The sequence below is a fragment of the uncultured Psychromonas sp. genome (genome assembly GCF_947489755.1).
Taxonomy (GTDB): Bacteria; Pseudomonadota; Gammaproteobacteria; order Enterobacterales; family Psychromonadaceae; genus Psychromonas.
In genome coordinates this window covers 1-20,484 of record NZ_CANLFB010000048.1, presented here as the reverse complement: position 1 = coordinate 20,484, position 20,484 = coordinate 1, and the positions used below count along the sequence as shown (strand labels likewise).

Below are 20,484 nucleotides of genomic sequence, written 5' to 3'. Positions count from 1 at the left end.
CGTATTAAGGTATCTAAAAGTGAATTAGAGATGATGGCAGTCTAATAAATGCGCTTGCTTATCCAGAATTCAGGTTAGTTAGACAAGCGATTAATCAAATAACCCTATTTAATAAACACGTCTATTCATAAAATAATATTATTCACCAAACTATTTAACTCATCAACATTCATCAAGTTACTCGCCAGACAAGTTAATATCTTTAAGAATTTCATTTTTTAATATTTTCTATTATTTTATGCTTTATTGTTTTTATTAGGCTTGATCTCATTGTTCATGAATCTCGTATTGATTAGCTCATCAATCACATTGTCTTTTTAACATATTCGGAGTATTCGCTATCAATAAAATTAATCCTAAAAAACTGCTTCGTAGTAAATGGACGGCAGTTAAATCTATTAACAAAGAGAAGCATTTTTTAATTACAGAGGTTGATTTTGATGAGGATGGTGGCGTTATTCTATGTTTATTAGAAGCGATCATTTCACATCGAACAACAGATATTAATTGGCATGATTTAAAAGACACTGAGCAATGGCTTCAAGGTTGGAAGTAATACATACTCTTTCTTAGGGTTGTTATTAGTAGGATGATTTATAGTTAATGTCATTCCTTATATTTCAACTTGATAGTAAAAACGTTATTCTAGCGTTATTTATTTAGAAAACAGAACGATTGCTTTGACACTCGTTAAACTGCGTTTTATAAGCTGACAAACTTAATGATCTTGGAGTCATATGCAACAATTTATACCCGCAAAAGGTCTTTCCAATAAACATTTACAATCAATATTGTCTAGCACTGGCCCTCGTAAGTTCTTTGAAAAACGTCGCAGTGCTGAGTTACTCGCCTCTTCACAATCAGAAATCATCACGACACCTCAAGGTGTTAAGTTACTTGGATCGCTTTCAAAAACTAAAGCTAAACGGAAAGGGATAGCAATTCTTTTGCACGGCTGGGAAGGGTGCTCTGAGTCTTTGTATATGTTATCTAATGGTCAAAAATTATTAGATGATGGTTACGATGTTTTTCGCTTAAACTTTAGAGATCATGGTGGCACTCAGCATTTAAACAAAGATCTTTTTAATTCAATGCGTTTAGAAGAAATTGTAGAAGCAGTAAAACTCTTATGTCAACAATATGGTGGCTCACATAACCTATTGTGTGGGTATTCTTTAGGTGGTAACTTTTGTTTACGTGTTGCTAACTTAGCCAAAGAGTACAATATAAAGCTTGATCAAGCGATTGCTGTTTGCCCTTTATTAGATCCTCCAACGACCATGAATGAATTAAATAATGGCTTATTTATCTATGAAAAGTATTTTGTTAAACGCTGGAAAAGCTCTTTATTTAAAAAGTTAAAACACCACAGCCATTTCTCCTATGGCGAACAACTTAAAAAGTTAAAAACATTAGATCAAATGAATGAATTTTTTGTTATTGGGCATACTGACTTCGCTAGTACAAAAGACTATTTCGAAGGTTACTCGATATTAGGAGATGGCTTAAGTAAACTTGCTATTCCTACCACCATCATCACCTCTTCAGATGATCCTATGATTCCTGCAAAGCAGTTAAATGATTTGTTTTCATCAGAATGGTTAAGCATTGATTTACAGAAGAATGGTGGCCATTGCGCATTTATTCAAAATTGGAAGTTAGAAAGTTGGGCAAGTGAACGAGTGGTTTATTTAGCGAATAAACAATATCGGAAATGTTTACCGCTTTAACTTTAACTTTAGCGTTAGCTTTATCTCTCTTTCTAATTCTAGTTCTAGCTCAGCTTCCGTATTTATGACTAAAGCTATTGATTATTATTATGTTTAAAGGTTTATTAACATACATTAATATGACATTAGCGAATAACTGAAGCGTGTTTTATTCCATGATAAGTTATTAAATTTTAATGATCAGAAATACATAAAGTATCCTCTTTTTTTATAACCACATATTTTGTGTATAGAAAACTTCTACAGTATTTTTTAACCATTGTGTCGATCTAGATCTCACTTTATTGTCTGTTTACTAAATACACTGATTTCACTGTTTAAATATACGCCTTTCATTTCCAGTACCGATAAGTAAAAGTCGTGTTATTAAAGCGGGCTAAAAATGAATTATTTAAGGTATTCGTATTATTGTTGCTAATTTAGTTGGCGTTGTGATGACCTTATAAATTAAGTATTTAAATAAACTAACTTGTGGCAGTCTTGCTGCCTTTTGAAAAGGAAAATATTATGTCTGATGTATTTCATTTAGGATTAACTAAAGCGATGTTAGATGGTGCAACGTTAGCGATTGTACCGGGCGATCCTGAGCGTGTTAAGCGCATTGCTGAGTTAATGGATAATGCGACATTTTTAGCAAGTCACCGCGAATATACTATTTATCTTGCGTACATCGATGCTAAAGCCGTGGTGGTCTGTTCAACGGGTATTGGTGGTCCATCAACGTCTATTGCGGTGGAAGAGCTTGCACAATTAGGTGTTCGTACTTTCTTACGTATTGGTACAACTGGCGCCATTCAACCGCATGTAAATGTTGGTGATGTAATTGTGACGCAAGCCTCAGTGCGTTTAGATGGCGCAAGTTTGCACTTTGCACCGTTAGAATACCCTGCGGTTGCCGATTTTAATGCGACGACGGCAATGGTTGCTGCATGTCGTGATATGGATATTGAACCTCATGTGGGTATTACTGCTTCAAGTGATACTTTTTACCCTGGCCAAGAGCGTTATGATACGGTGTCTGGTCGAGTTATTCGTCAGTTCAAAGGTTCAATGCAAGAATGGCAAGAGCTTGGCGTGTTAAATTATGAAATGGAATCATCGACGCTATTTACTATGTGTGCATCGCAAGGATGGGCAGCCGCTTGTGTCGCGGGGGTTATTGTTAACCGTACCCAACAAGAGATCCCAGATGAAGCAACGATGAAAAAAACAGAATCTCACGCGATATCAATTGTGGTTGCAGCCGCTAAAAAGTTATTAAAATAAAAACTAGCGATTAACATGTAAAGCTATAAAAATTAAAAAGATTTAAAGCTATAAAAATCAGGGAATATAAAATGAAGAAGAATTACTTTAGTGAATTAAAAGTGTTATTAGACAATAGCTCTGCGCCTTATTCAGGCTTTAATGTCGCGTCTGTCGTTGTGTGTAAAGATGGACGAGAGTTTAAAGGAGTTAATGTAGAGTCTGCTGCTTACCCAACCACTATTTGTGCTGAACGTAATGCTATTTTTACTGCTGTTGCTGAAGGTATTACTAAAGGTGATATTCAAGAAGTGCATATTGCTGCTCGTAACGTAGAAAAATTGTTGGTGACAGCGCACCCTTGTGGTTCATGTCGTCAAGTGATTGCTGAGCAGTCAATGAATGATTGTTTAGTTTATAGCTATGAATCAGAATCGGTATATACACAGAATACCATTGCAGATTTATTGCCTTTTGCTTTCTTAGGCGCTGAGCTTTAATTGTTTACTCCCTTCAGCTTAGATTTCTTTTTTGGCTAAGGGGCTTAACTTTCACTATTAACTTAAACTGCTCGCTTAGGCTAGATACTAAAGCAGGAAATAGGGCTAGATAAGATTAGCCTTATTATTTTTTAATCCTATTATTTATCTTATTTACCTTCTAATGAAATGCTTACGACACCTTATCTAGATTCTCATTAGTTGCCTGTATAGCTACAATCCCATATTGAGCTAGCGTTACTCTGTATAATCACTCAGGTGAATGGCTTCATTTAACAACTCAGTTGCCGTTAAAGCACTCTCTATCAAACCAAATGACATGGCAGGTGTTTTATCTTGATGAGTCTGACAAAAATTAAATAACACCCGATGAATTTCTGAAAAATTAGCAATGGTATTAAAGCTATTTAAGCTTTTATTTAAGCTTTCCTCTAAATAAGTGTAATAACGATTTAAGTGATCGGTATCATTCAAGTGGAAAGGAGTGTCATTTTTTGAGTTATGCGTAATCGAAGAATAAGCGCCCAGTTCAAAGCTAAACCAACGATCTCCCCACCAACCTATTTTTTTATTATTAAGTATTTCTTGGTTGTTCAAAAAGGGCAAATAATAATACACATCTGCTGTACCGGCTTTAATCTCTGGGTAGGCTGACATGACAGCAGCAGCTCGAACGCTACTTTCTAATTCGATGTAATGGCTATAACGCTGTGCTTTTTGAATAAACGCTCTCAATAATGAAAAATGTACATAAACGAGCTTATTGGGATACAGCAAGTTGCAATGATTAATGGCTTTTATTTCTCCAATCAATAACTTTTCAAAATGTTTGCGGTACAGCGTTTGTTGATAATGCTGTTTGATTTCATTTTCTACATTATTCGCATGGGTATCTTTAATGATCGTATTTTCACAGGTGTTATAAATATCTTGCACGAGTAGTTTTTGTTTAGTTAAGTTATTGGTTTGTAATAAAACATAACCACTCTCAGCTTCTGCACTGAGGAGTGTATAAAAACCGCGTTTATGATGTAAATGTAAAACCTTACCTTCAGTTTGTAGCGCAATATATTGACGTTCCATTACATCTTGCTCTTTTAAGCGACTATAATTTGTCAATAAGAGAGACAATTTTTCAAGATAAAAATAATAAAGGCGTGCTGATAACCCTGTTTTTCTAATAGCGACATTGATGTCTAAATTATCAATAATCGTTTGTAATACTTGTCTAATAGCATCAATATTTTTATGTCTACCTAAACTATATATACGATTACAACTATTACACTTTAAACGTTGTGTTCCAGCCCCTGTAAAACCATGTAGTTTTGCCGTATTTTTTTCATTAAAAAAGAAATATTGGTAACAGTGTTTGCAGTGTGTAATTTTTCTAGCGAAGTGAAAAGCCAGCTTTTCTTTTTGGATATTTTCAATTAATTCGTTATTAATCCAAGGTGGATTGCTCCCACAAGCCTTACATTCGACTGAAAGGTAACCTAAACGTTTACTTTTATAAACATAGTCATCACTTCCATTTACACCAAAATTTCTACAACTTATTGTTTTGCAACAATTAAAGTCTTGTCTAATATCAAACATAATGTTCACCTCTGAGTACCACTTTACCACAAACAACATATTTTGTTAGCACCAGTAAATGCAAAGATTGTAATGTTAATTCTAGTGACCTAGATCTCATTTTAAGATGGTTCTAATCCCTAGAATTTGTTAATAACGAAATGGCAAGAAAGAAAGAATTAAGAAAAACAGTGACGTCGTTTAAAGATAGATTTTAGAGATACTGATTAAATTTTCAACATGATCTTTATCAACTTGAATTATACAGTTAGGTGTTTTTGAATTGTTTGGGGATTGTTGAAGTTGGTTTGATCCAACTCTCAACAAGCATTAGCTTATCCCTTTTTTTATCGTAAAAATATCTTTTATATTAAAGATAAAATACCTTCTAAGTTGTTTCAGCTTGTTAAGGATGAATAGAGTGAAAGGAAATAAATATGCAAAATAAATTAGAGCAGTTACGCAAAGTAACAACCGTTGTTGCAGATACCGGTGATATTGAAGCAATTAAACAATACCAACCTGAAGATGCAACAACTAATCCATCACTTATCTTAAAAGCGGCAACGATTGAAGCCTATGCACCCCTTATTGCAGATGCTATTGGTTATGCACAAAAACAAAGTACAGACAAACAACAACAAGTTGAAATTGCTTGTGACATGTTGGCTGTCAACATTGGTAAAGAGATTTTAAAAACCATACCTGGTCGTATTTCTACAGAAGTTGATGCGCGTCTTTCTTACGATACAAATGCAAGTTTAGCAAAAGCCCGTCAATTGATAAAAATGTATAACGATGCAGGAATAAACAATGATCGTATCTTAATCAAGCTAGCGGCTACTTGGAACGGTATTCAAGCAGCTAAAGTACTTGAAAAAGAGGGGATTAACTGTAATCTCACGCTGCTTTTTTCATTCGCACAGGCACAGGCTTGTGCTGAAGCCGATGTGTTTTTAATTTCGCCATTTGTTGGCCGTATTATGGATTGGTATAAAGCGAAGCAAGGTACAGATTTTTCTGCTGCTGAAGACCCAGGTGTATTGTCTGTAAGTAAAATTTACGACTACTACAAAGCACACGGTTACAAAACGGTTGTGATGGGCGCTAGCTTCAGAAACATCGGTGAAATTTTAGAACTTGCTGGCTGTGACCGTTTAACGATTAGCCCGCAATTATTACAAGAGCTAAGTGAAACAGAAGGACTGGTTGAAACCAAATTGTTCTCTGATGTCGATGTAAAAGCAGCTCCAGCACCGTTAACGGAAGCTGAGTTCTTATGGGCACATAATCAAGATCCGATGGCCATTGAAAAATTAGCTGAAGGTATTCGCAACTTTGCTATCGATCAAAATAAGTTAGAAACAATGATCATGGAAAAATTATAGTCGTTGTTTAAAAAATTTGGTTTGTTAAGGAAACAACAAACCAGCCAATATTCGAATATCTCGGATTATACATGCCTGGGTTGGCCAGGATACTAGATGAAGATGACTGTTGAGTTATTCTTCAGTCATATTGACATAAATGAAATGGAGTACAAATATGCAAGTCATCATGGGTTTAGTAGGGATTATTTCCTTGCTGTTAATTGCTTTTATTTTTTCTAAGCATAAAAAATCAATTAATTACCGTACTGTTGGTGGTGCTTTCGCGATACAAGCAATGATACCGGCTTTTGTTATATTTACTCCGTGGGGCGCATCGTTTCTACAGGGTATTTCAGGTGCAGTGCAAGGTGTTATTAATAGTGCCAACGCAGGTGTTAGCTTCCTATTTGGTGGTTTAGTATCTGGCAAAATGTTTGAAGTATTTGGCGGTGGCGGTTTTGTCTTTGCCTTTAAAGTACTCCCTATCATTATCTTCTTTGCGTCATTCATGGCTGTACTGTATTACCTAGGTATTATGCAATTCATTATCAAAATATTTGGTGGTGCTTTACAAAAAATACTCGGAACTAGCCGTACTGAATCAATGTCTGCAGCTGCTAACGTCTTTGTTGGCCAAACTGAAGCGCCATTAGTGGTTAAACCTTACATTAAGCATATGACGCGCTCTGAATTATTTGCTGTTATGTGTGGTGGTTTAGCTTCGGTAGCCGGTTCTGTATTAGTAGGATATGCATCACTAGGTGTGAGTCTTGAATACTTAATTGCAGCTTCTTTCATGGCGGCACCGGGTGGTTTGTTAATGGCAAAAATCCTTGAGCCAGAAACAGAAACAACTAAAGAGCTGTCTGCTGATGAATTAGCGGCAGATGACGATGAAGATAAACCTGTTAATGTTATTGATGCTGCGGCGTCAGGTGCTTCTTCTGGTCTTAAATTAGCGTTAAATGTTGGTGCAATGTTAATTGCGTTCATCGCTCTCATCGCATTAATTAATACTATCTTAGGTTCATTTGGTGATGTGATTGGTGTTCAAGCGTTAACACTGGAACAAATCTTAGGTTACTTATTTGCACCTATTGCTTTTTTAATTGGTATCCCATGGTCTGAAGCTGTTGTTGCTGGTAGCCTTTTAGGTCAGAAACTAGTTGTAAATGAGTTTGTTGCTTACATTAACTTCATGGGCGTTAAAGATGCGTTGAGTGAACATTCTCAAGTGATCATCACTGTTGCTCTATGTGGTTTTGCTAACTTATCTTCAATGGCAATCTTATTAGGTGGTTTAGGTGTATTAGCGCCTTCACGTCGCCCTGATATTGCACGTTTAGGTTTGAAAGCGGTAATGGCAGGTACATTATCTAACTTAATGAGCGCAACATTAGTCGGTATCTTCTTTGCACTAAGTATTGCATAGCTTTATATAAGCTAAGCAATAGCTAAAAATATTGAGGTGCTCGTAAGGGCCCTCAATAATACTTTCTTTTAGGTTTTAGCATTTACGTTTCACGTTATAAACATAAATGCTAAACCCTAATTACTGAAGCTTAAGTACTGACATTGACAGTGCTAACACTGAAATACTGAATCTTAAGTCGTTTATTTTAAGTGCTGAGCTTTAAGTGTTTAGTATTAAGTGGTTAATATTAACTAACAATGAAATCAAAGGATTTTAAAATGAGTGATTTACAACAAGCATCGCGACAAGCAATTCATTTGATGGATTTAACTACGCTTAATGATAACGACACTGATCAAAAAGTCATTGAGTTATGTCAGCAAGCAAACAGTGCAGCAGGTTATACAGCCGCTGTTTGTATTTACCCTCGCTTTATTCCTATCGCACGTAAAACATTAAAAGCACAAAACACAGCCGATATTAAAATCGCAACGGTTACTAATTTCCCACATGGTAATGATGATGTTGAGATTGCTGTTGCTGAAACGAAAGCTGCTGTTGCTTATGGCGCAGACGAAGTTGATTTAGTGTTCCCATACCGTGCGCTGATTGCTGGTAATGCAGTGGTTGGCGAAGAAATGGTTAAAGCATGTCGTGAAGTCTGTGGTAAAGCCGTCACACTAAAAGTGATCATTGAAACGGGTGAATTGAAAACACCTGAACTGATTGAACAAGCAAGTTTAATCTGTATCGAAGCAGGTGCAGATTTTATTAAAACATCAACAGGAAAAGTACCTGTTAATGCAACATTAGAAGCAACTGAAGTAATGATTGGCGCGATTAAAAAATCGGGCAAAAACGTTGGTTTTAAAGCCGCTGGTGGTGTGAAAGATGCACAAACAGCAAATGACTATATGCAGCTTGCTCGTGACATTATGGGCGATGACTGGGTTAATGCCGAACATTTCCGTTTTGGCGCTTCAAGTTTGTTAGCAAGCTTATTATCTGAGCTTAACTTAGCTGACAAACCTGTTGAGACAGGAGGTTACTAATGAAACGTACTATTTTTTTATTACTTGATTCTTTAGGCATTGGCGCAAGTCACGATGCTGAAAAATTTGAAGGTAGCTTAGCAGACGGCACCGTTTTCAATGATGTTGGCGCTAATACATTTGGTAGCATTGCAAAACTTTGTGCTGCCGGCGAAGCTGATATTGGTCGCAAAGGACCTTTGTTTATTCCTAACTTAACTAAGTTAGGGCTAGCACATGCTTGCCAAGGCAGTTCAGGTGAGTTCCCACAGGGGCTAGATGAATCTATCGTTCCTATCTCTGCTTATGGCCATGCTCAAGAGATCTCTACTGGTAAAGATACACCAAGTGGACATTGGGAAATAACTGGCGCACCTGTTTTATATGAATGGGGTTACTTTAAGTCGAAACAAAACAGCTTCCCGCAAGAATTGTTAGATGCGATTGTTGAGCGTTCTGGTATTTCTGGTTATTTAGGTAACTGTCATTCATCGGGTACGGTTGTTTTAGACGAGCTTGGTGAAGAGCATATTAAGACGGGCAAGCCTATTTTCTATACATCAAGCGATAGTGTTTTTCAGATTGCTTGTCATGAAGAAATTTATGGTTTAGAACGCTTGTATGAATTGTGTGAAATCGTTCGTGAATTATTAGAACCTTATAATATTGGTCGTGTTATCGCACGCCCATTCGCTGGCAACAAAGCAGGTGAGTTTTCACGTACGGGTAATCGTCATGATTACTCAGTTTTACCGCCTTCAGAAACTCTCCTTGATCGCATGAAAAATGCGGGTGGAGAAGTGGTCAGTATCGGTAAGATCTCTGACATATTTGCAGCGCAAGGTATTACACAAGCTATTAAAGCGAATGGTTTGGAAGCCCTATTTGATGCAACGTTACAGTCGTTAAAAGATGCCAAAAAAGAAACCATTATTTTTACAAATTTTGTAAATTTTGATGCTGATTTTGGTCATCGACGCAACGTGGCAGGTTATGCCGCAGCACTTGAATATTTTGATACACGTTTGCCGGAAATGCTTGAGTTAATGGATAAAGACGACTTATTAGTATTATCGGCGGATCACGGATGTGACCCTACATGGCCTGGTTCAGACCATACTCGTGAACATATTCCGGTTATTTTCTACGGAGAAAGTATCCCAGCAGGTTCTGTCGGGCTTCGTGATACGTTTGCTGATATCGGTCAAACCATTGCGGAATACCACCAGTTACCTGATCTTGAATACGGTAAAAGTATTTTTAAATAAAATTTTGGAGAAATAAAGATGGCAACACCACATATTAACGCAGTCGACGGCGCATTTGCAGAAACAGTTTTAATGCCTGGCGACCCACTACGCGCAAAGTACATTGCAGATAACTTCTTAGAAGATGTTGTGCAAGTAACTGATGTACGTAACATGTTAGGTTTTACTGGTACTTACAAAGGTAAGAAAATATCAGTAATGGGAAGTGGTATGGGCATTCCTTCTTGCTCAATTTATGCAACGGAACTGATTAAAGATTACGGCGTTAAAAGCATTATCCGTGTGGGTAGTTGTGGCGCGGTTAGTCCTGATATCAAAGTGCGTGATGTAATCATTGGTATGGGTGCTTCAACAGATTCAAAAGCAAATCGTATTCGTTTTGCTAATCATGATTTCGCGGCTATCGCGAGCTACGAATTATTAGAAAAAGCAGTCAATGCAGCACGAGCACATGGCATTAAAGCACAAGTGGGTAACATCTTTTCAGCTGATACTTTCTATACGCCTGAGCCAGAAGTGTTCGATACACTAGAAAAATACAACATTTTAGGCGTGGAAATGGAAGCGGCTGGTTTATATGGTGTTGCTGCTGAATATGGCGCTAAAGCGTTATGTATTTTGACCGTATCGGATCATATCCGTACCGGCGAACAACTATCTTCTGATGAGCGTCAAACGAGCTTTAATGAGATGGTACTCATCGCACTTGACTCTGTAGTTGCAGAATAAGTACGTGTGAAAAAGACCTGACGTTGAAGTCTATTTTAGAGATAAAATGTCAGGTATTTTGTATTCATAGTTTAGTGTGCGCAATAGTGAATACAAAATTTTATTAGTGAGCTTTGAAGAAACTTTAGTATTAAGAATTATCATTTAGCATTTTTACTTTTAAAAAGGAATTTAACAATGAAAAAAACATTACTAGCACTTGGATTAGCAGCTGCAATGCCTACTTTTGCAGCCGATTACACGGACGGTGACACGCACAAGAATGACTACAAATGGATGCAAGCGAATATCATGTACGCCGTTGACGAGCTCCCAGGTGAATCGAGCCATGATTATCTTGAGCTTGAATTTGGCGGACGTGCTGGAATTTTAGATTACTATGGTTACGCCGATGTATTCGACTTAACTAATAGTGATTCTTCAGATAAATCTGGTGCAGAAAAGATATTTATTAAGTTTGCTCCTCGTATATCCCTGGATGGTTTAACAGGAACGGATTTATCATTTGGTCCTGTCCAAGAGTTATATCTTGCTAGTTTATTTAACTGGGGTGGCGGCGGCGCTACAGTTTGTAATGATGATTACTCGACATGCCTTGATAGTACAACCGTTAATAACTCTTTTTGGGGTCTTGGTTCTGATATCAATGTGCCTTGGTTAGGTAAAGTTGGTTTCAATGTTTACGGTCTTTATGATTTAAACAATAAAGATTGGAATGGTTACCAAGTATCTACCAACTGGTTTAAACCTTTTTACTTTTTTGAAAATGGTTCATTTATCTCGTACCAAGGTTATATCGATTATCAATTTGGTTTAAAAGATGAATACTCTTCAGCAAGTAACGGTGGAGTTATGTTTAATGGTATCTACTGGCACTCAGATCGTTTCTCAGTAGGTTATGGGCTTAAAGCTTTTCAAGACGTTTATGGTATCGAAGATTCTAGTGGCTTCAAATCATCTGGATTTAGCCATTACTTTGCCGCTACTTATAAGTTCTAAAAATAGCGATACCTAACCACATTGTTCTTACCTGTGGTTAGTCTAAAAAACTGGCATGATAATTCCTTATCCTGCCAGTCACCTTACCTATAACAACTCACACTCTCTTGAGTTATTTGCAAATGTATTGTGCCTTATTTGCAAATAGCTTAACCAAATACCACTATTTCGGAGCTCGCATATGATCCTAGTCCCCCAAGAAATCATCCGTCATAAACGTGACGGAAAAGTCCTAACTAACCAAGAAATTAACTTCTTCATTCAAGGTATTACTGATAATAGTATCAGCGAAAGCCAAATCGCTGCATTTGCGATGGCTATTTATTTTCAAGACATGAATATGGACGAGCGAGTTGCTTTAGCGTCTGTGATGCGTGATTCCGGTGAAGTACTAGATTGGTCTTCATTAAACTTAAATGGACCTATTGTTGATAAACATTCAACGGGTGGAGTAGGGGATGTCACTTCTTTAATGTTAGGTCCAATGGTAGCCGCTTGTGGGGGTTATGTGCCAATGATCTCTGGTCGTGGTTTAGGGCATACTGGTGGAACCTTGGATAAGCTAGATGCGATTCCTGGTTATCAAACGACAGTCACTAATCAACAATTTAGAGATGTTGTAAAAACAACGGGTGTGGCGATTATAGGACAAAGCGCCAACTTAGCGCCTGCAGACAAGCGCTTTTATGCCACTCGTGACATTACTGCAACCGTTGAATCAATCCCGCTAATCACAGCTTCTATTTTATCTAAAAAACTAGCTGCTGGTTTGGATGCTTTAGTCATGGATGTTAAAGCGGGCAGTGGGGCATTTATGCCAACCTATGAGCAATCACAACAACTTGCTAATAGTATTGTGGCTGTTGCCAATGGCGCTGGCTGCAAAACCTCAGCGTTAATTACTAATATGGATCAAGTATTAGCAAGTAGTGCGGGTAACGCTGTTGAAGTAAGAGAAGCAGTTCAATTCTTAACTGGCGAATACGTTAATCCAAGATTACATGAAGTCACTATGTCGCTGTGTGCTGAAATGTTGGTATCAGCAGATTTAGCTGAGAATACACAACAAGCACATATCAAATTACAAGCCGTATTAGATAACGGTAAAGCTGCTGAGCTATTTGGAAAAATGGTGTCAGGTCTTGGTGGTCCAACAGATTTCGTTGAAAATTATGATAATCATTTAGTTAAGTCTGCCATTATTCGACCTATTTACAGCACACAAAGTGGTTATGTCAGTGCAATTGATGCGCGTAAGGTTGGCATGTCTGTAGTCAATATGGGCGGCGGACGTCGTGTTGCAACTGATAGCATCGACTTTGCGGTAGGCTTAAGCGAGTTGATTAGTATTGGCGATAAAATAGATGCACAAACACCTATTGCGATGGTGCATGCTCAAACAGAACAACAATTTATGGAAACGCAAAATAATGTCTTAAATGCGATTCAGTGTGCAGATAAAAAAGTGGCTGTTGAACCGCAAGTATACGAAGTTATTCGCGCTAACAGTGTTTAGTATTAAAAGTAGTACTAGACTATAGCTAGTTGTATCCAGTACACAAAAGTACATTCAGTGAGTTATAACCCGTTAAGTGATAACTCACTAAGCTATATCCTTATTATTCGAATCTAGGATTAAAAATAAGCCCGTTTTCTACTTTTAATTAAAATGTTTCTGGCGATGAATAAAAAGTTAAAGTTAAATGATAAACTGCTAATAACAACATATTATGTTAACTAACTTGAAATATTTTTTAAATTTAGATTTATTAAAGGTTTGCCAGTAACAAAAAATAACCACACTCTTTATACTAGTTGAATTCAAGCTACCTTATTATGTAACCTCGGAAATTGCATTTTAAGGTGGCTTGAGTTCCATTAGGGTTTCAATACAAAGGAATAAAAAATGATCACTAAAAATCTACCTCTAACTGATATACATCGACATTTAGATGGCAATATTCGTATTGAAACTATTTTACAATTAGGCCAGAAGTTTAATCTAACATTACCTGCAACTAGTATTGATGCATTACGTCCCTTTGTTCAAGTAGTTGAAACACAACCTGACTTAATGGCTTTCTTATCTAAATTAGATTGGGGTGTCGCCGTATTAGGTGATTTAGATGCTTGTTATCAAGTAGCATATGAAAATGTTGAAGACGCTAAAAATGCGCTAATTGATTATACTGAATTACGGTTTTCGCCTTACTATATGGCAATGAAGCATAACTTGCCTATTCAAGGTGTTGTTGAAGCTGTTGTTGCAGGTGTGGCAGCCGGTAGCCGTGACTTTAACGTTAAAACAAATTTGATTGGTATCATGAGCCGTACTTTCGGTACTGAAGCTTGCCAATTAGAATTAGATGGCTTATTAAGCCAAAAAGATAAATTAGTCGCGATTGATTTGGCGGGTGATGAACTAGGTCAACCAGGTGACCAATTTGTTAACCACTTCAAACAAGTACGTGATGCAGGTTTACGCGTTACTGTGCATGCAGGTGAAGCAGCAGGCGCTGAAAGCATATGGCAAGCCATTCATAAATTAGGCGCAGTACGTATCGGCCACGGCGTAAAAGCCATTGAAGACCTTAAATTGATGGATTATCTTGCGACGAATCAAATAGGGATTGAGTCTTGTATCACTTCGAATATACAAACCAGTACCATTGCAGATATTACTCAACATCCTATTAAAAAATTCTTAAACCATGGTGTCATGGCATCTTTAAATACTGATGATCCTGCGGTAGAAGGGATTGAGTTACCTTTCGAGTATGAAGTTGCAGCACCTAAAGCTGGTTTGTCTCTTGAGCAGATAAAACAAGCACAAATTAATGGCTTAGACATCGCATTTTTATCGGCTGCTGAGAAACAAGCATTACGTGAGATGGCTGCGAAACGTTAACCTTTCGCTTTTAATTCTGAGACGAAGATAGACATGGCTAATTTATTAACCATGTCTATTCTTTTAAACTTAAACTTAAACTTAAACTTAAAGCTTTTTTAGTTAAACAATCACATTTAATCTTTTGTTTCTACTTCTCTATTTACTTCCAAAATAAAATATATAACGGTTACATTGTATGACTGCATGGCGCTATATAAGCATTTTCATAAGTGACTTATGATGCCTAGCGCTCAGCATAAATAGTTTGTAGGATCTTATTTGTTAATTCGAGCTTTAAACTCTGCACGTGTTTTTTCATCCGCTTTACTGTACCAATAATCTAACATTTTTCCTGCAACATCAGCTTCAGATTGACTGCCTGTCATACTCATTATTGATTTAGGTTGATTTAATGAAGCGGGTTGAGGCGTCTGATTATAAACTTTCGTTTCTGCAACTAAATCACGACTAAACTGAATACCGTCCTTCATTAGCTTTCCTTGTTCAAATTCTACTGCTTTACCATTGCTATCTTGTAATGTGATGGCAGGGTTATCATTAAACGCTTCTTGTGTTGTTTTTGTGCGTAATTTAGGCAGGGTGATAACGTAGTTGTCATCATTACCTTCAAAGGTCAGTAGTACGATATCAGATGCAAAAAATACATCTTCGCCCGCAGAGCGGTAGCGATTTTCATAACGAAATGCAATTTGGTTTTTACCATTTTTTAATACTAATGGGTTTTCACTTTTTGCAGTTTCTCCATTAACAACTTGAAGCTTAAGCTGAGAAGGAGTTGTTAAATGAATATTAGCTAATACTTGTGGGCTTAATAAGCTGGCGATGACAATCGCAATAATATTCCATAATTTCATGTTTAATTCTCGCTATGACTACTAAAGATAATGGTAGTTTAAGTTAACTTAGATTAGATAAATAGGGGGTAATATTTACCATTAAAAAAGCACCCAAGAAGAGTGCTTTTAAAATAGGCTTTATGTTAATAAAGATTAGAAACCGTAACGTGCGCCAAGTTGTAATTCGTTCTCACGACCGTTACCACTTGAATTATCGTTATTAAGCGCCACTTTGTAGCTACCGTAAACAGCAAAGTTGCCAATGTAACGAGCATATTCAAATGCAACAAAGTTTGTGTCTAATGATTCGATATCATCTGCTGAGTAATAGCTATAGCCAACATTTAACATGTTTGATTGATCTTCACCGAAGTAATAAGCAGCGAATGCATCAGCCGCTATAAAATCAGAATCGGAAATGCCATCAGCAGATATATTACCTTGCATACCTGTTGCTGCTAAGTAAACACTGTCTTTAGTGTATCTAGCGGCCAACATATAAGAGTTTGAAGTGTCAGTATCTTGAGTATTTATTGTGTTACCGTATTCTTGATCACTGCTCGTTACGCCTGCAGCTAATTCAAATTCAGGTGTTAATTTGTAAGCAGCCATTAAACCAAAACCATCAGCATTATCATTGGCATTTTGTGTTCCAGATGCTTGAAATGTTAATGCGTCTGTTTGGTAAATATAACGTAATGTGTTTTTAGAACGATCGTCAGACGTTACAGTCTTATCGTTAATGTAACCACTGAATGTTTCAGCTAAATCTGTGAAGTCGGTAAGGTAAGTCACTGCATTCACTTGATGACCATAGATAAGAGAACCAAGTTCTGTTTCAGCACCGACGTAAAGATGACGAGTTTCCATATTTGCATCGTTATCATCTTCATTTTCAGTAATTTCGAATTCATAACGACCAAAAACAGTCAAATCTTCATTTAATTGATTTTTTCCATTTACATTTAAACGTACACGAGATTTATCCGCATAATCACCGTCCGTTAAATTGCCACGTACTTCGACACGCCCGCCAATATTAAACTCTTGAGTATCATTCTTGTATATAGTTGCAGCAGAGAGGGGAGCTGAAAGAATAGCGCTAGATGTAATAGCAAGTAGGTATTTATTGAATGTCATATTCATTTTCCTTTATTTAGAATCATTTAAAATAATACTAATTATATGATTATTTAGGTAAGTGCTGAAATGTGAAAAAATAGCTCCAGCTAAAAATGCAGACAATCCGTGTCTTGTTAAGTCACGATGCCAATGTATAGAATTTTTTAAGTAAGTTCATGAAAAAATCATAAATAAGTGATTAATGGTGACGAGTGTCACACTTTAGGTTTCTAGAATGTGAAAATTTCAAAAAATTGTCTACCCAATTAATTTAAAATTTTTATATCTTGATTAATAGTGCTGAGTTAATACATTACATTCATAATTAATTTTAAGTTGTTGATTTTTTTGTTATTTTATTCTTCTTTCTCATTTTACACATAATATGCAAGTAAATATTTTTTATTTTATGGGACTCTGGGAGGTTGCGTGAAGCGGTCTAGTTTATAACAGACTTATCACTGATAGCGTTATGGTCTAATAGGTTATTTAAAGTGTTATTATTTTAAAAATAAGCCTTTATTGTTCGATATTTTAAGTAAATTATTGGTCTTCATATACTTAGTTTCTCCTGCCTTTTGATTGCATTTATGTTTTCATAACAAACTCGCTCAATTAGTGGTGTTGTATCGCTTTTCTTATCCGGAACTGAGGTTATTTACTATTACCATTCAAAATAATTATTTTTAGTCATTATTTTCAAGCCCTCTTAAAGAAAAATATACTTATAAATCTAAATTCATCGACAGATACCTTATACCTTAATATTTTTATTTTATGCTAATAAAAATAAATCTTAAGTGCTTTCTGAAAAGTGAAAAGTCGCTTTTATAGATTTTATATATCAACGATTTGACCCATTTTTCATTATTTTTTGAAGCTAACTAATCTTTTATTTAACCTTTTATTTAAGGTTTTATACGACATAAAAACTGCCTGTTATTTGATCTTTCTTAGCGAAGTAAACGTAGATATTTGTATCATAATGAGGAGCTACTATGGATACTTTAGCGTTAGATCTAGCACGGTTTCAATTTGCATTTACCGTGTCTTTTCACATTATATTTCCCTCCTTTACTATTGGACTTGCTTCCTATTTAGCCGTGTTAGAAGGTCTCTGGTTAAAAACTAATAATGAAAAATATATACAGATATACAAATACTGGCTGAAGATATTTGCCGTTACCTTTGGAATGGGAGTGGTGAGTGGAATTGTACTTAGTTATCAATTTGGTACCAACTGGAGTGTATTCTCTGATAAAACGGGGCCTATTCTTGGGCCATTAATGGGGTATGAAATTTTAACTGCATTTTTCTTAGAAGCTGGATTTCTTGGGGTGATGTTGTTCGGAATGCAGCGAGTAGGTAAAAAACTGCATTTTGCTTCTACTTGTGTTGTGGCATTTGGTACTTTTCTTTCTGCTTTCTGGATACTGTCAGTAAACAGTTGGATGCAAACACCTTCAGGTTATTCAATCAATGAAGTCGGGCAGTTTATTCCTGAAGACTGGTTAGCGATTATTTTTAATCCGTCATTTCCATATCGTTTAGTTCATATGTTATTAGCTTCATATTTGACCACTGCTTTTGTTGTTTCTGCAGTCGGGGCATACCATTTAATTAAAGCCAATCACAATCCATTAGCTAAAACTATGTTTTCTATGGCGTTATGGATGATTGTTATAGTGGCTCCGATTCAAATCATTGTTGGTGACTTTCATGGTTTGAACACACTGCAACATCAACCCGCTAAAATAGCTGCGATGGAAGGGCATTATGACTCTCATGATGGTGCACCCTTGATCTTGTTTGGGATACCCGATGATCAAGCAAAAGAAATGAAATATCAGGTGGCGATCCCTAAGCTGGGCAGTCTTATCTTAACGCATGATCTTAATGGAACAGTGAAAGGTCTTGATGCTTTTCCTGAAGGCGATCACCCACCGGTTTCAATTGTGTTCTGGAGTTTCAGGGTGATGGTGGGTATTGGGTTTGGGATGTTGATGATTGGTCTGTTCAGCTTATGGTTACGTAAAAAAGGGAAACTCTACGAAATACCCTGGTTCCATAAAGTCTGTGTGTTATTTGGCCCAGCAGGATTTGTTGCTTTAATTGCAGGATGGATCACGACAGAAGTGGGCAGACAACCTTTCACTGTCTATGGAATATTAAGAACCGCTGATTCTGCTTCACCAATAGATGCTGTTGCAATTAGTTGGTCTTTAACCGCATTTTTTGTGGTCTATTTGAGTGTTTTTGGTGCTGGGTTCTTTTATTTGCTTCGATTAATGCGCAAGTCTCCTACGCGCTATGAAGAAGCGCTAGAGCCTCGACTTCCTGATGGAGTTGAAGTACCACCAGCTTCTCACCCAAACAGATTACCTTAGGAGAAATATATGGATTACGCTTTAATTTGGTACGCTTTAATTGGCTTCGCTGTCTTAATCTATGTTGTGTTGGATGGGTTTGACCTAGGGATTGGGATACTTTTCCCCAAAGCGGTCAATGAGGCTGAACGAGATTTAATGATGAATAGTATTGCTCCTGTTTGGGATGGTAATGAGACTTGGTTAGTACTGGGGGGAGGAGGGTTATTTGCAGTGTTTCCTTTAGCATATTCTATCGTCATGCCCGCGCTATATGTTCCATTAATTATCATGTTATTGGGGCTAGTATTACGAGGTGTTTCATTTGAATATCGCTTTAGAACTAAGCGAGGGAAGTTTGTTTGGTCTATTGCTTTCTTTGTTGGGTCTGTTGCCGCCGCCGCAATGCAGGGGATAATGCTCGGCGCGATGTTACAAGGCATTGAAGTCGATGGTCGAAGTTATGCTGGTGGTTGGTTTGATTGGCTCACCCCCTTCTCATTGTTTTGTGGTGTAGCCATTATTTGTGCTTATGCATTACTGGGTGCATGTTGGTTAGTGATCAAATTACCCGAAGAATTAGTAGAGCGTTACTATGGTATCGCCAAGCGTTGGGGCTTAGCTTTGGTATGTTGTATTGTGGTTGTTAGCCTTTGGTTGCCATTAACCCATGATATTGTTTCACAACGGTGGTTTAATTTACCTAATTCGATGCTTTACTTTATGGTGCCTGCATTAGCATTTATTTGTATTTGGCAGTTGTTTACTGCTTTAAATAAGCATCTAGCAGTACGAGCTTATTTATATGGTATTGGACTTTTTATTGTTTCTGCCATTGGCTTTTCTGTCAGTACTTTTCCATATATTGTTCCGTTTGGGGTCACTTATACGGATGCTGCCGCGCCAGATAGTAGTTTAAAGTTTTTACTTGTTGGGACTGTCTTTTTGTTACCAATGGTTATTGCTTACAGTGGTTATGCATATTGGATATTTAGAGGAAAGTTAAAACATGATGAGGGGTACCACTAATGAAAAAATCATTAAAGCTATCATTAAAGCAATGGGGATGGATGGCGGTAATTTGGTTAGGTAGCGTGATGTTCCTGACGTTGATCTCTTATTTGATACGTTTTACTCTTAAATAATACATGGATTAAGTAGAAAAAGAGAAGCGGTCATTAGATTCACCGCTTTCTTTTTTTAGAGGCTGTTTACATTTTTAATAATGAGTTAATGCTTTATCAAAATAAAAGCTAATTTTTGTATGTCAAAAGAGGTGTCTTGTGCTTAACTTGTAATTAACAAGTCCTCATAGGTTGGACATTAAGAGGTAACCGCGTGCAAACCATATTGCAATCTACCTCTTTTTTTATCTCTGTCTGGGT

Annotated in this window: 18 protein-coding genes; 15 read left to right on the top strand and 3 right to left on the bottom strand. The window is 36.8% G+C overall.

Going from position 1 to position 20,484, the window contains the following annotated elements:
• Window positions 1–340: 340 nt before the first annotated feature.
• The 4 genes from Q0794_RS17440 (at window position 341) to cdd (ending at window position 3,475) form a co-directional block, all read left to right on the top strand.
• Window positions 341–556 (top strand): TIGR02450 family Trp-rich protein, encoded by a 216-nt coding sequence (locus Q0794_RS17440; protein ID WP_025562619.1) that lies wholly within the window; start codon window positions 341–343, stop codon window positions 554–556.
• A 181-nt stretch (window positions 557–737) separates the two neighbouring features.
• Window positions 738–1,730 carry an alpha/beta fold hydrolase gene (locus tag Q0794_RS17435; RefSeq protein WP_298944049.1) on the top strand — a complete coding sequence of 331 codons (993 nt, stop codon included), beginning with the start codon at window positions 738–740 and terminating at the stop codon, window positions 1,728–1,730.
• A gap of 507 nt (window positions 1,731–2,237) precedes the next feature.
• Entirely contained in the window at window positions 2,238–2,996 is a 759-nt protein-coding gene (gene udp, locus Q0794_RS17430) for a uridine phosphorylase (protein WP_298944046.1), read from the top strand.
• A gap of 71 nt (window positions 2,997–3,067) precedes the next feature.
• Window positions 3,068–3,475 (top strand): cytidine deaminase, encoded by a 408-nt coding sequence (cdd, locus tag Q0794_RS17425; RefSeq protein WP_298944044.1) that lies wholly within the window; start codon window positions 3,068–3,070, stop codon window positions 3,473–3,475.
• 237 nt (window positions 3,476–3,712) lie between these two features.
• On the opposite strand, the gene Q0794_RS17420 is transcribed toward cdd, so the two are convergent.
• Complete coding sequence (locus Q0794_RS17420) at window positions 3,713–5,074, bottom strand: hypothetical protein (RefSeq protein ID WP_298944042.1); 1,362 nt, start codon at window positions 5,072–5,074, stop codon at window positions 3,713–3,715.
• Between the two features lie 416 nt (window positions 5,075–5,490).
• Here Q0794_RS17420 and tal point away from each other — a divergent pair, with 416 nt between their 5' ends.
• The 8 genes from tal (at window position 5,491) to add (ending at window position 14,772) form a co-directional block, all read left to right on the top strand.
• Window positions 5,491–6,441, top strand: coding sequence for a transaldolase (gene tal / locus Q0794_RS17415; RefSeq protein WP_298944040.1), 951 nt, complete (start codon window positions 5,491–5,493; stop codon window positions 6,439–6,441).
• 157 nt (window positions 6,442–6,598) lie between these two features.
• On the top strand, window positions 6,599–7,855 hold the full coding sequence (locus tag Q0794_RS17410; RefSeq protein WP_298944038.1) for a NupC/NupG family nucleoside CNT transporter: 1,257 nt from the start codon (window positions 6,599–6,601) through the stop codon (window positions 7,853–7,855).
• Window positions 7,856–8,115: 260 nt separating this feature from the next.
• Window positions 8,116–8,889, top strand: a complete 774-nt coding sequence (deoC, locus tag Q0794_RS17405; RefSeq protein WP_298944036.1) for a deoxyribose-phosphate aldolase — start codon at window positions 8,116–8,118, stop codon at window positions 8,887–8,889.
• A complete protein-coding gene (locus Q0794_RS17400) occupies window positions 8,889–10,136 on the top strand; it encodes a phosphopentomutase (RefSeq protein WP_298944035.1) in 1,248 nt (415 codons plus the stop codon). Before deoC ends, Q0794_RS17400 begins: the two co-directional genes overlap by 1 nt.
• 18 nt (window positions 10,137–10,154) lie before the next feature.
• Complete coding sequence (gene deoD / locus Q0794_RS17395; RefSeq protein ID WP_160063180.1) at window positions 10,155–10,865, top strand: purine-nucleoside phosphorylase; 711 nt, start codon at window positions 10,155–10,157, stop codon at window positions 10,863–10,865.
• A gap of 177 nt (window positions 10,866–11,042) precedes the next feature.
• On the top strand, window positions 11,043–11,864 hold the full coding sequence (locus Q0794_RS17390) for an outer membrane protein OmpK (protein WP_298944032.1): 822 nt from the start codon (window positions 11,043–11,045) through the stop codon (window positions 11,862–11,864).
• 184 nt (window positions 11,865–12,048) lie between these two features.
• Complete coding sequence (gene deoA, locus Q0794_RS17385; protein WP_298944051.1) at window positions 12,049–13,380, top strand: thymidine phosphorylase; 1,332 nt, start codon at window positions 12,049–12,051, stop codon at window positions 13,378–13,380.
• A 390-nt stretch (window positions 13,381–13,770) separates the two neighbouring features.
• The gene (gene add / locus Q0794_RS17380; protein WP_298944030.1) at window positions 13,771–14,772 is read left to right on the top strand and encodes an adenosine deaminase; all 1,002 of its coding nucleotides are present in this window, start codon (window positions 13,771–13,773) and stop codon (window positions 14,770–14,772) included.
• 257 nt (window positions 14,773–15,029) lie between these two features.
• Here the strand turns inward: add and Q0794_RS17375 are convergent, their stop codons facing one another.
• A complete protein-coding gene (locus Q0794_RS17375) occupies window positions 15,030–15,629 on the bottom strand; it encodes a DUF2057 domain-containing protein (protein WP_298944028.1) in 600 nt (199 codons plus the stop codon).
• Between the two features lie 135 nt (window positions 15,630–15,764).
• Window positions 15,765–16,751, bottom strand: a complete 987-nt coding sequence (locus tag Q0794_RS17370; protein WP_298944026.1) for a porin — start codon at window positions 16,749–16,751, stop codon at window positions 15,765–15,767.
• Window positions 16,752–17,731: 980 nt separating this feature from the next.
• Here Q0794_RS17370 and Q0794_RS17365 point away from each other — a divergent pair.
• Genes Q0794_RS17365 through Q0794_RS17355 form a run of 3 tightly spaced genes read left to right on the top strand, consistent with a single transcriptional unit; the run spans window position 17,732 to window position 20,244 of the window.
• Window positions 17,732–19,120: a cytochrome ubiquinol oxidase subunit I gene (locus Q0794_RS17365; protein ID WP_298944024.1), complete on the top strand. Its 1,389-nt coding sequence runs from the start codon at window positions 17,732–17,734 to the stop codon at window positions 19,118–19,120.
• Window positions 19,121–19,129: 9 nt separating this feature from the next.
• Entirely contained in the window at window positions 19,130–20,128 is a 999-nt protein-coding gene (cydB, locus tag Q0794_RS17360) for a cytochrome d ubiquinol oxidase subunit II (RefSeq protein WP_298944022.1), read from the top strand.
• Entirely contained in the window at window positions 20,128–20,244 is a 117-nt protein-coding gene (locus tag Q0794_RS17355) for a DUF2474 family protein (protein ID WP_298944019.1), read from the top strand. Before cydB ends, Q0794_RS17355 begins: the two co-directional genes overlap by 1 nt.
• Window positions 20,245–20,484: the final 240 nt, after the last annotated feature.

What these genes read in the sequence shown, in the direction of transcription:
- Q0794_RS17435 (WP_298944049.1), top strand. Translation starts at nt 738, where the DNA reads ATGCAACAATTTATACCCGCAAAAGGTCTTTCCAATAAACATTTACAA.
- udp (WP_298944046.1), top strand. Translation starts at nt 2,238, where the DNA reads ATGTCTGATGTATTTCATTTAGGATTAACTAAAGCGATGTTAGATGGT.
- cdd (WP_298944044.1), top strand. Translation starts at nt 3,068, where the DNA reads ATGAAGAAGAATTACTTTAGTGAATTAAAAGTGTTATTAGACAATAGC.
- Q0794_RS17420 (WP_298944042.1), bottom strand. Translation starts at nt 5,074, where the DNA reads ATGTTTGATATTAGACAAGACTTTAATTGTTGCAAAACAATAAGTTGT.
- tal (WP_298944040.1), top strand. Translation starts at nt 5,491, where the DNA reads ATGCAAAATAAATTAGAGCAGTTACGCAAAGTAACAACCGTTGTTGCA.
- Q0794_RS17410 (WP_298944038.1), top strand. Translation starts at nt 6,599, where the DNA reads ATGCAAGTCATCATGGGTTTAGTAGGGATTATTTCCTTGCTGTTAATT.
- deoC (WP_298944036.1), top strand. Translation starts at nt 8,116, where the DNA reads ATGAGTGATTTACAACAAGCATCGCGACAAGCAATTCATTTGATGGAT.
- Q0794_RS17400 (WP_298944035.1), top strand. Translation starts at nt 8,889, where the DNA reads ATGAAACGTACTATTTTTTTATTACTTGATTCTTTAGGCATTGGCGCA.
- deoD (WP_160063180.1), top strand. Translation starts at nt 10,155, where the DNA reads ATGGCAACACCACATATTAACGCAGTCGACGGCGCATTTGCAGAAACA.
- Q0794_RS17390 (WP_298944032.1), top strand. Translation starts at nt 11,043, where the DNA reads ATGAAAAAAACATTACTAGCACTTGGATTAGCAGCTGCAATGCCTACT.
- add (WP_298944030.1), top strand. Translation starts at nt 13,771, where the DNA reads ATGATCACTAAAAATCTACCTCTAACTGATATACATCGACATTTAGAT.
- Q0794_RS17375 (WP_298944028.1), bottom strand. Translation starts at nt 15,629, where the DNA reads ATGAAATTATGGAATATTATTGCGATTGTCATCGCCAGCTTATTAAGC.
- Q0794_RS17370 (WP_298944026.1), bottom strand. Translation starts at nt 16,751, where the DNA reads ATGACATTCAATAAATACCTACTTGCTATTACATCTAGCGCTATTCTT.
- Q0794_RS17365 (WP_298944024.1), top strand. Translation starts at nt 17,732, where the DNA reads ATGGATACTTTAGCGTTAGATCTAGCACGGTTTCAATTTGCATTTACC.
- cydB (WP_298944022.1), top strand. Translation starts at nt 19,130, where the DNA reads ATGGATTACGCTTTAATTTGGTACGCTTTAATTGGCTTCGCTGTCTTA.
- Q0794_RS17355 (WP_298944019.1), top strand. Translation starts at nt 20,128, where the DNA reads ATGAAAAAATCATTAAAGCTATCATTAAAGCAATGGGGATGGATGGCG.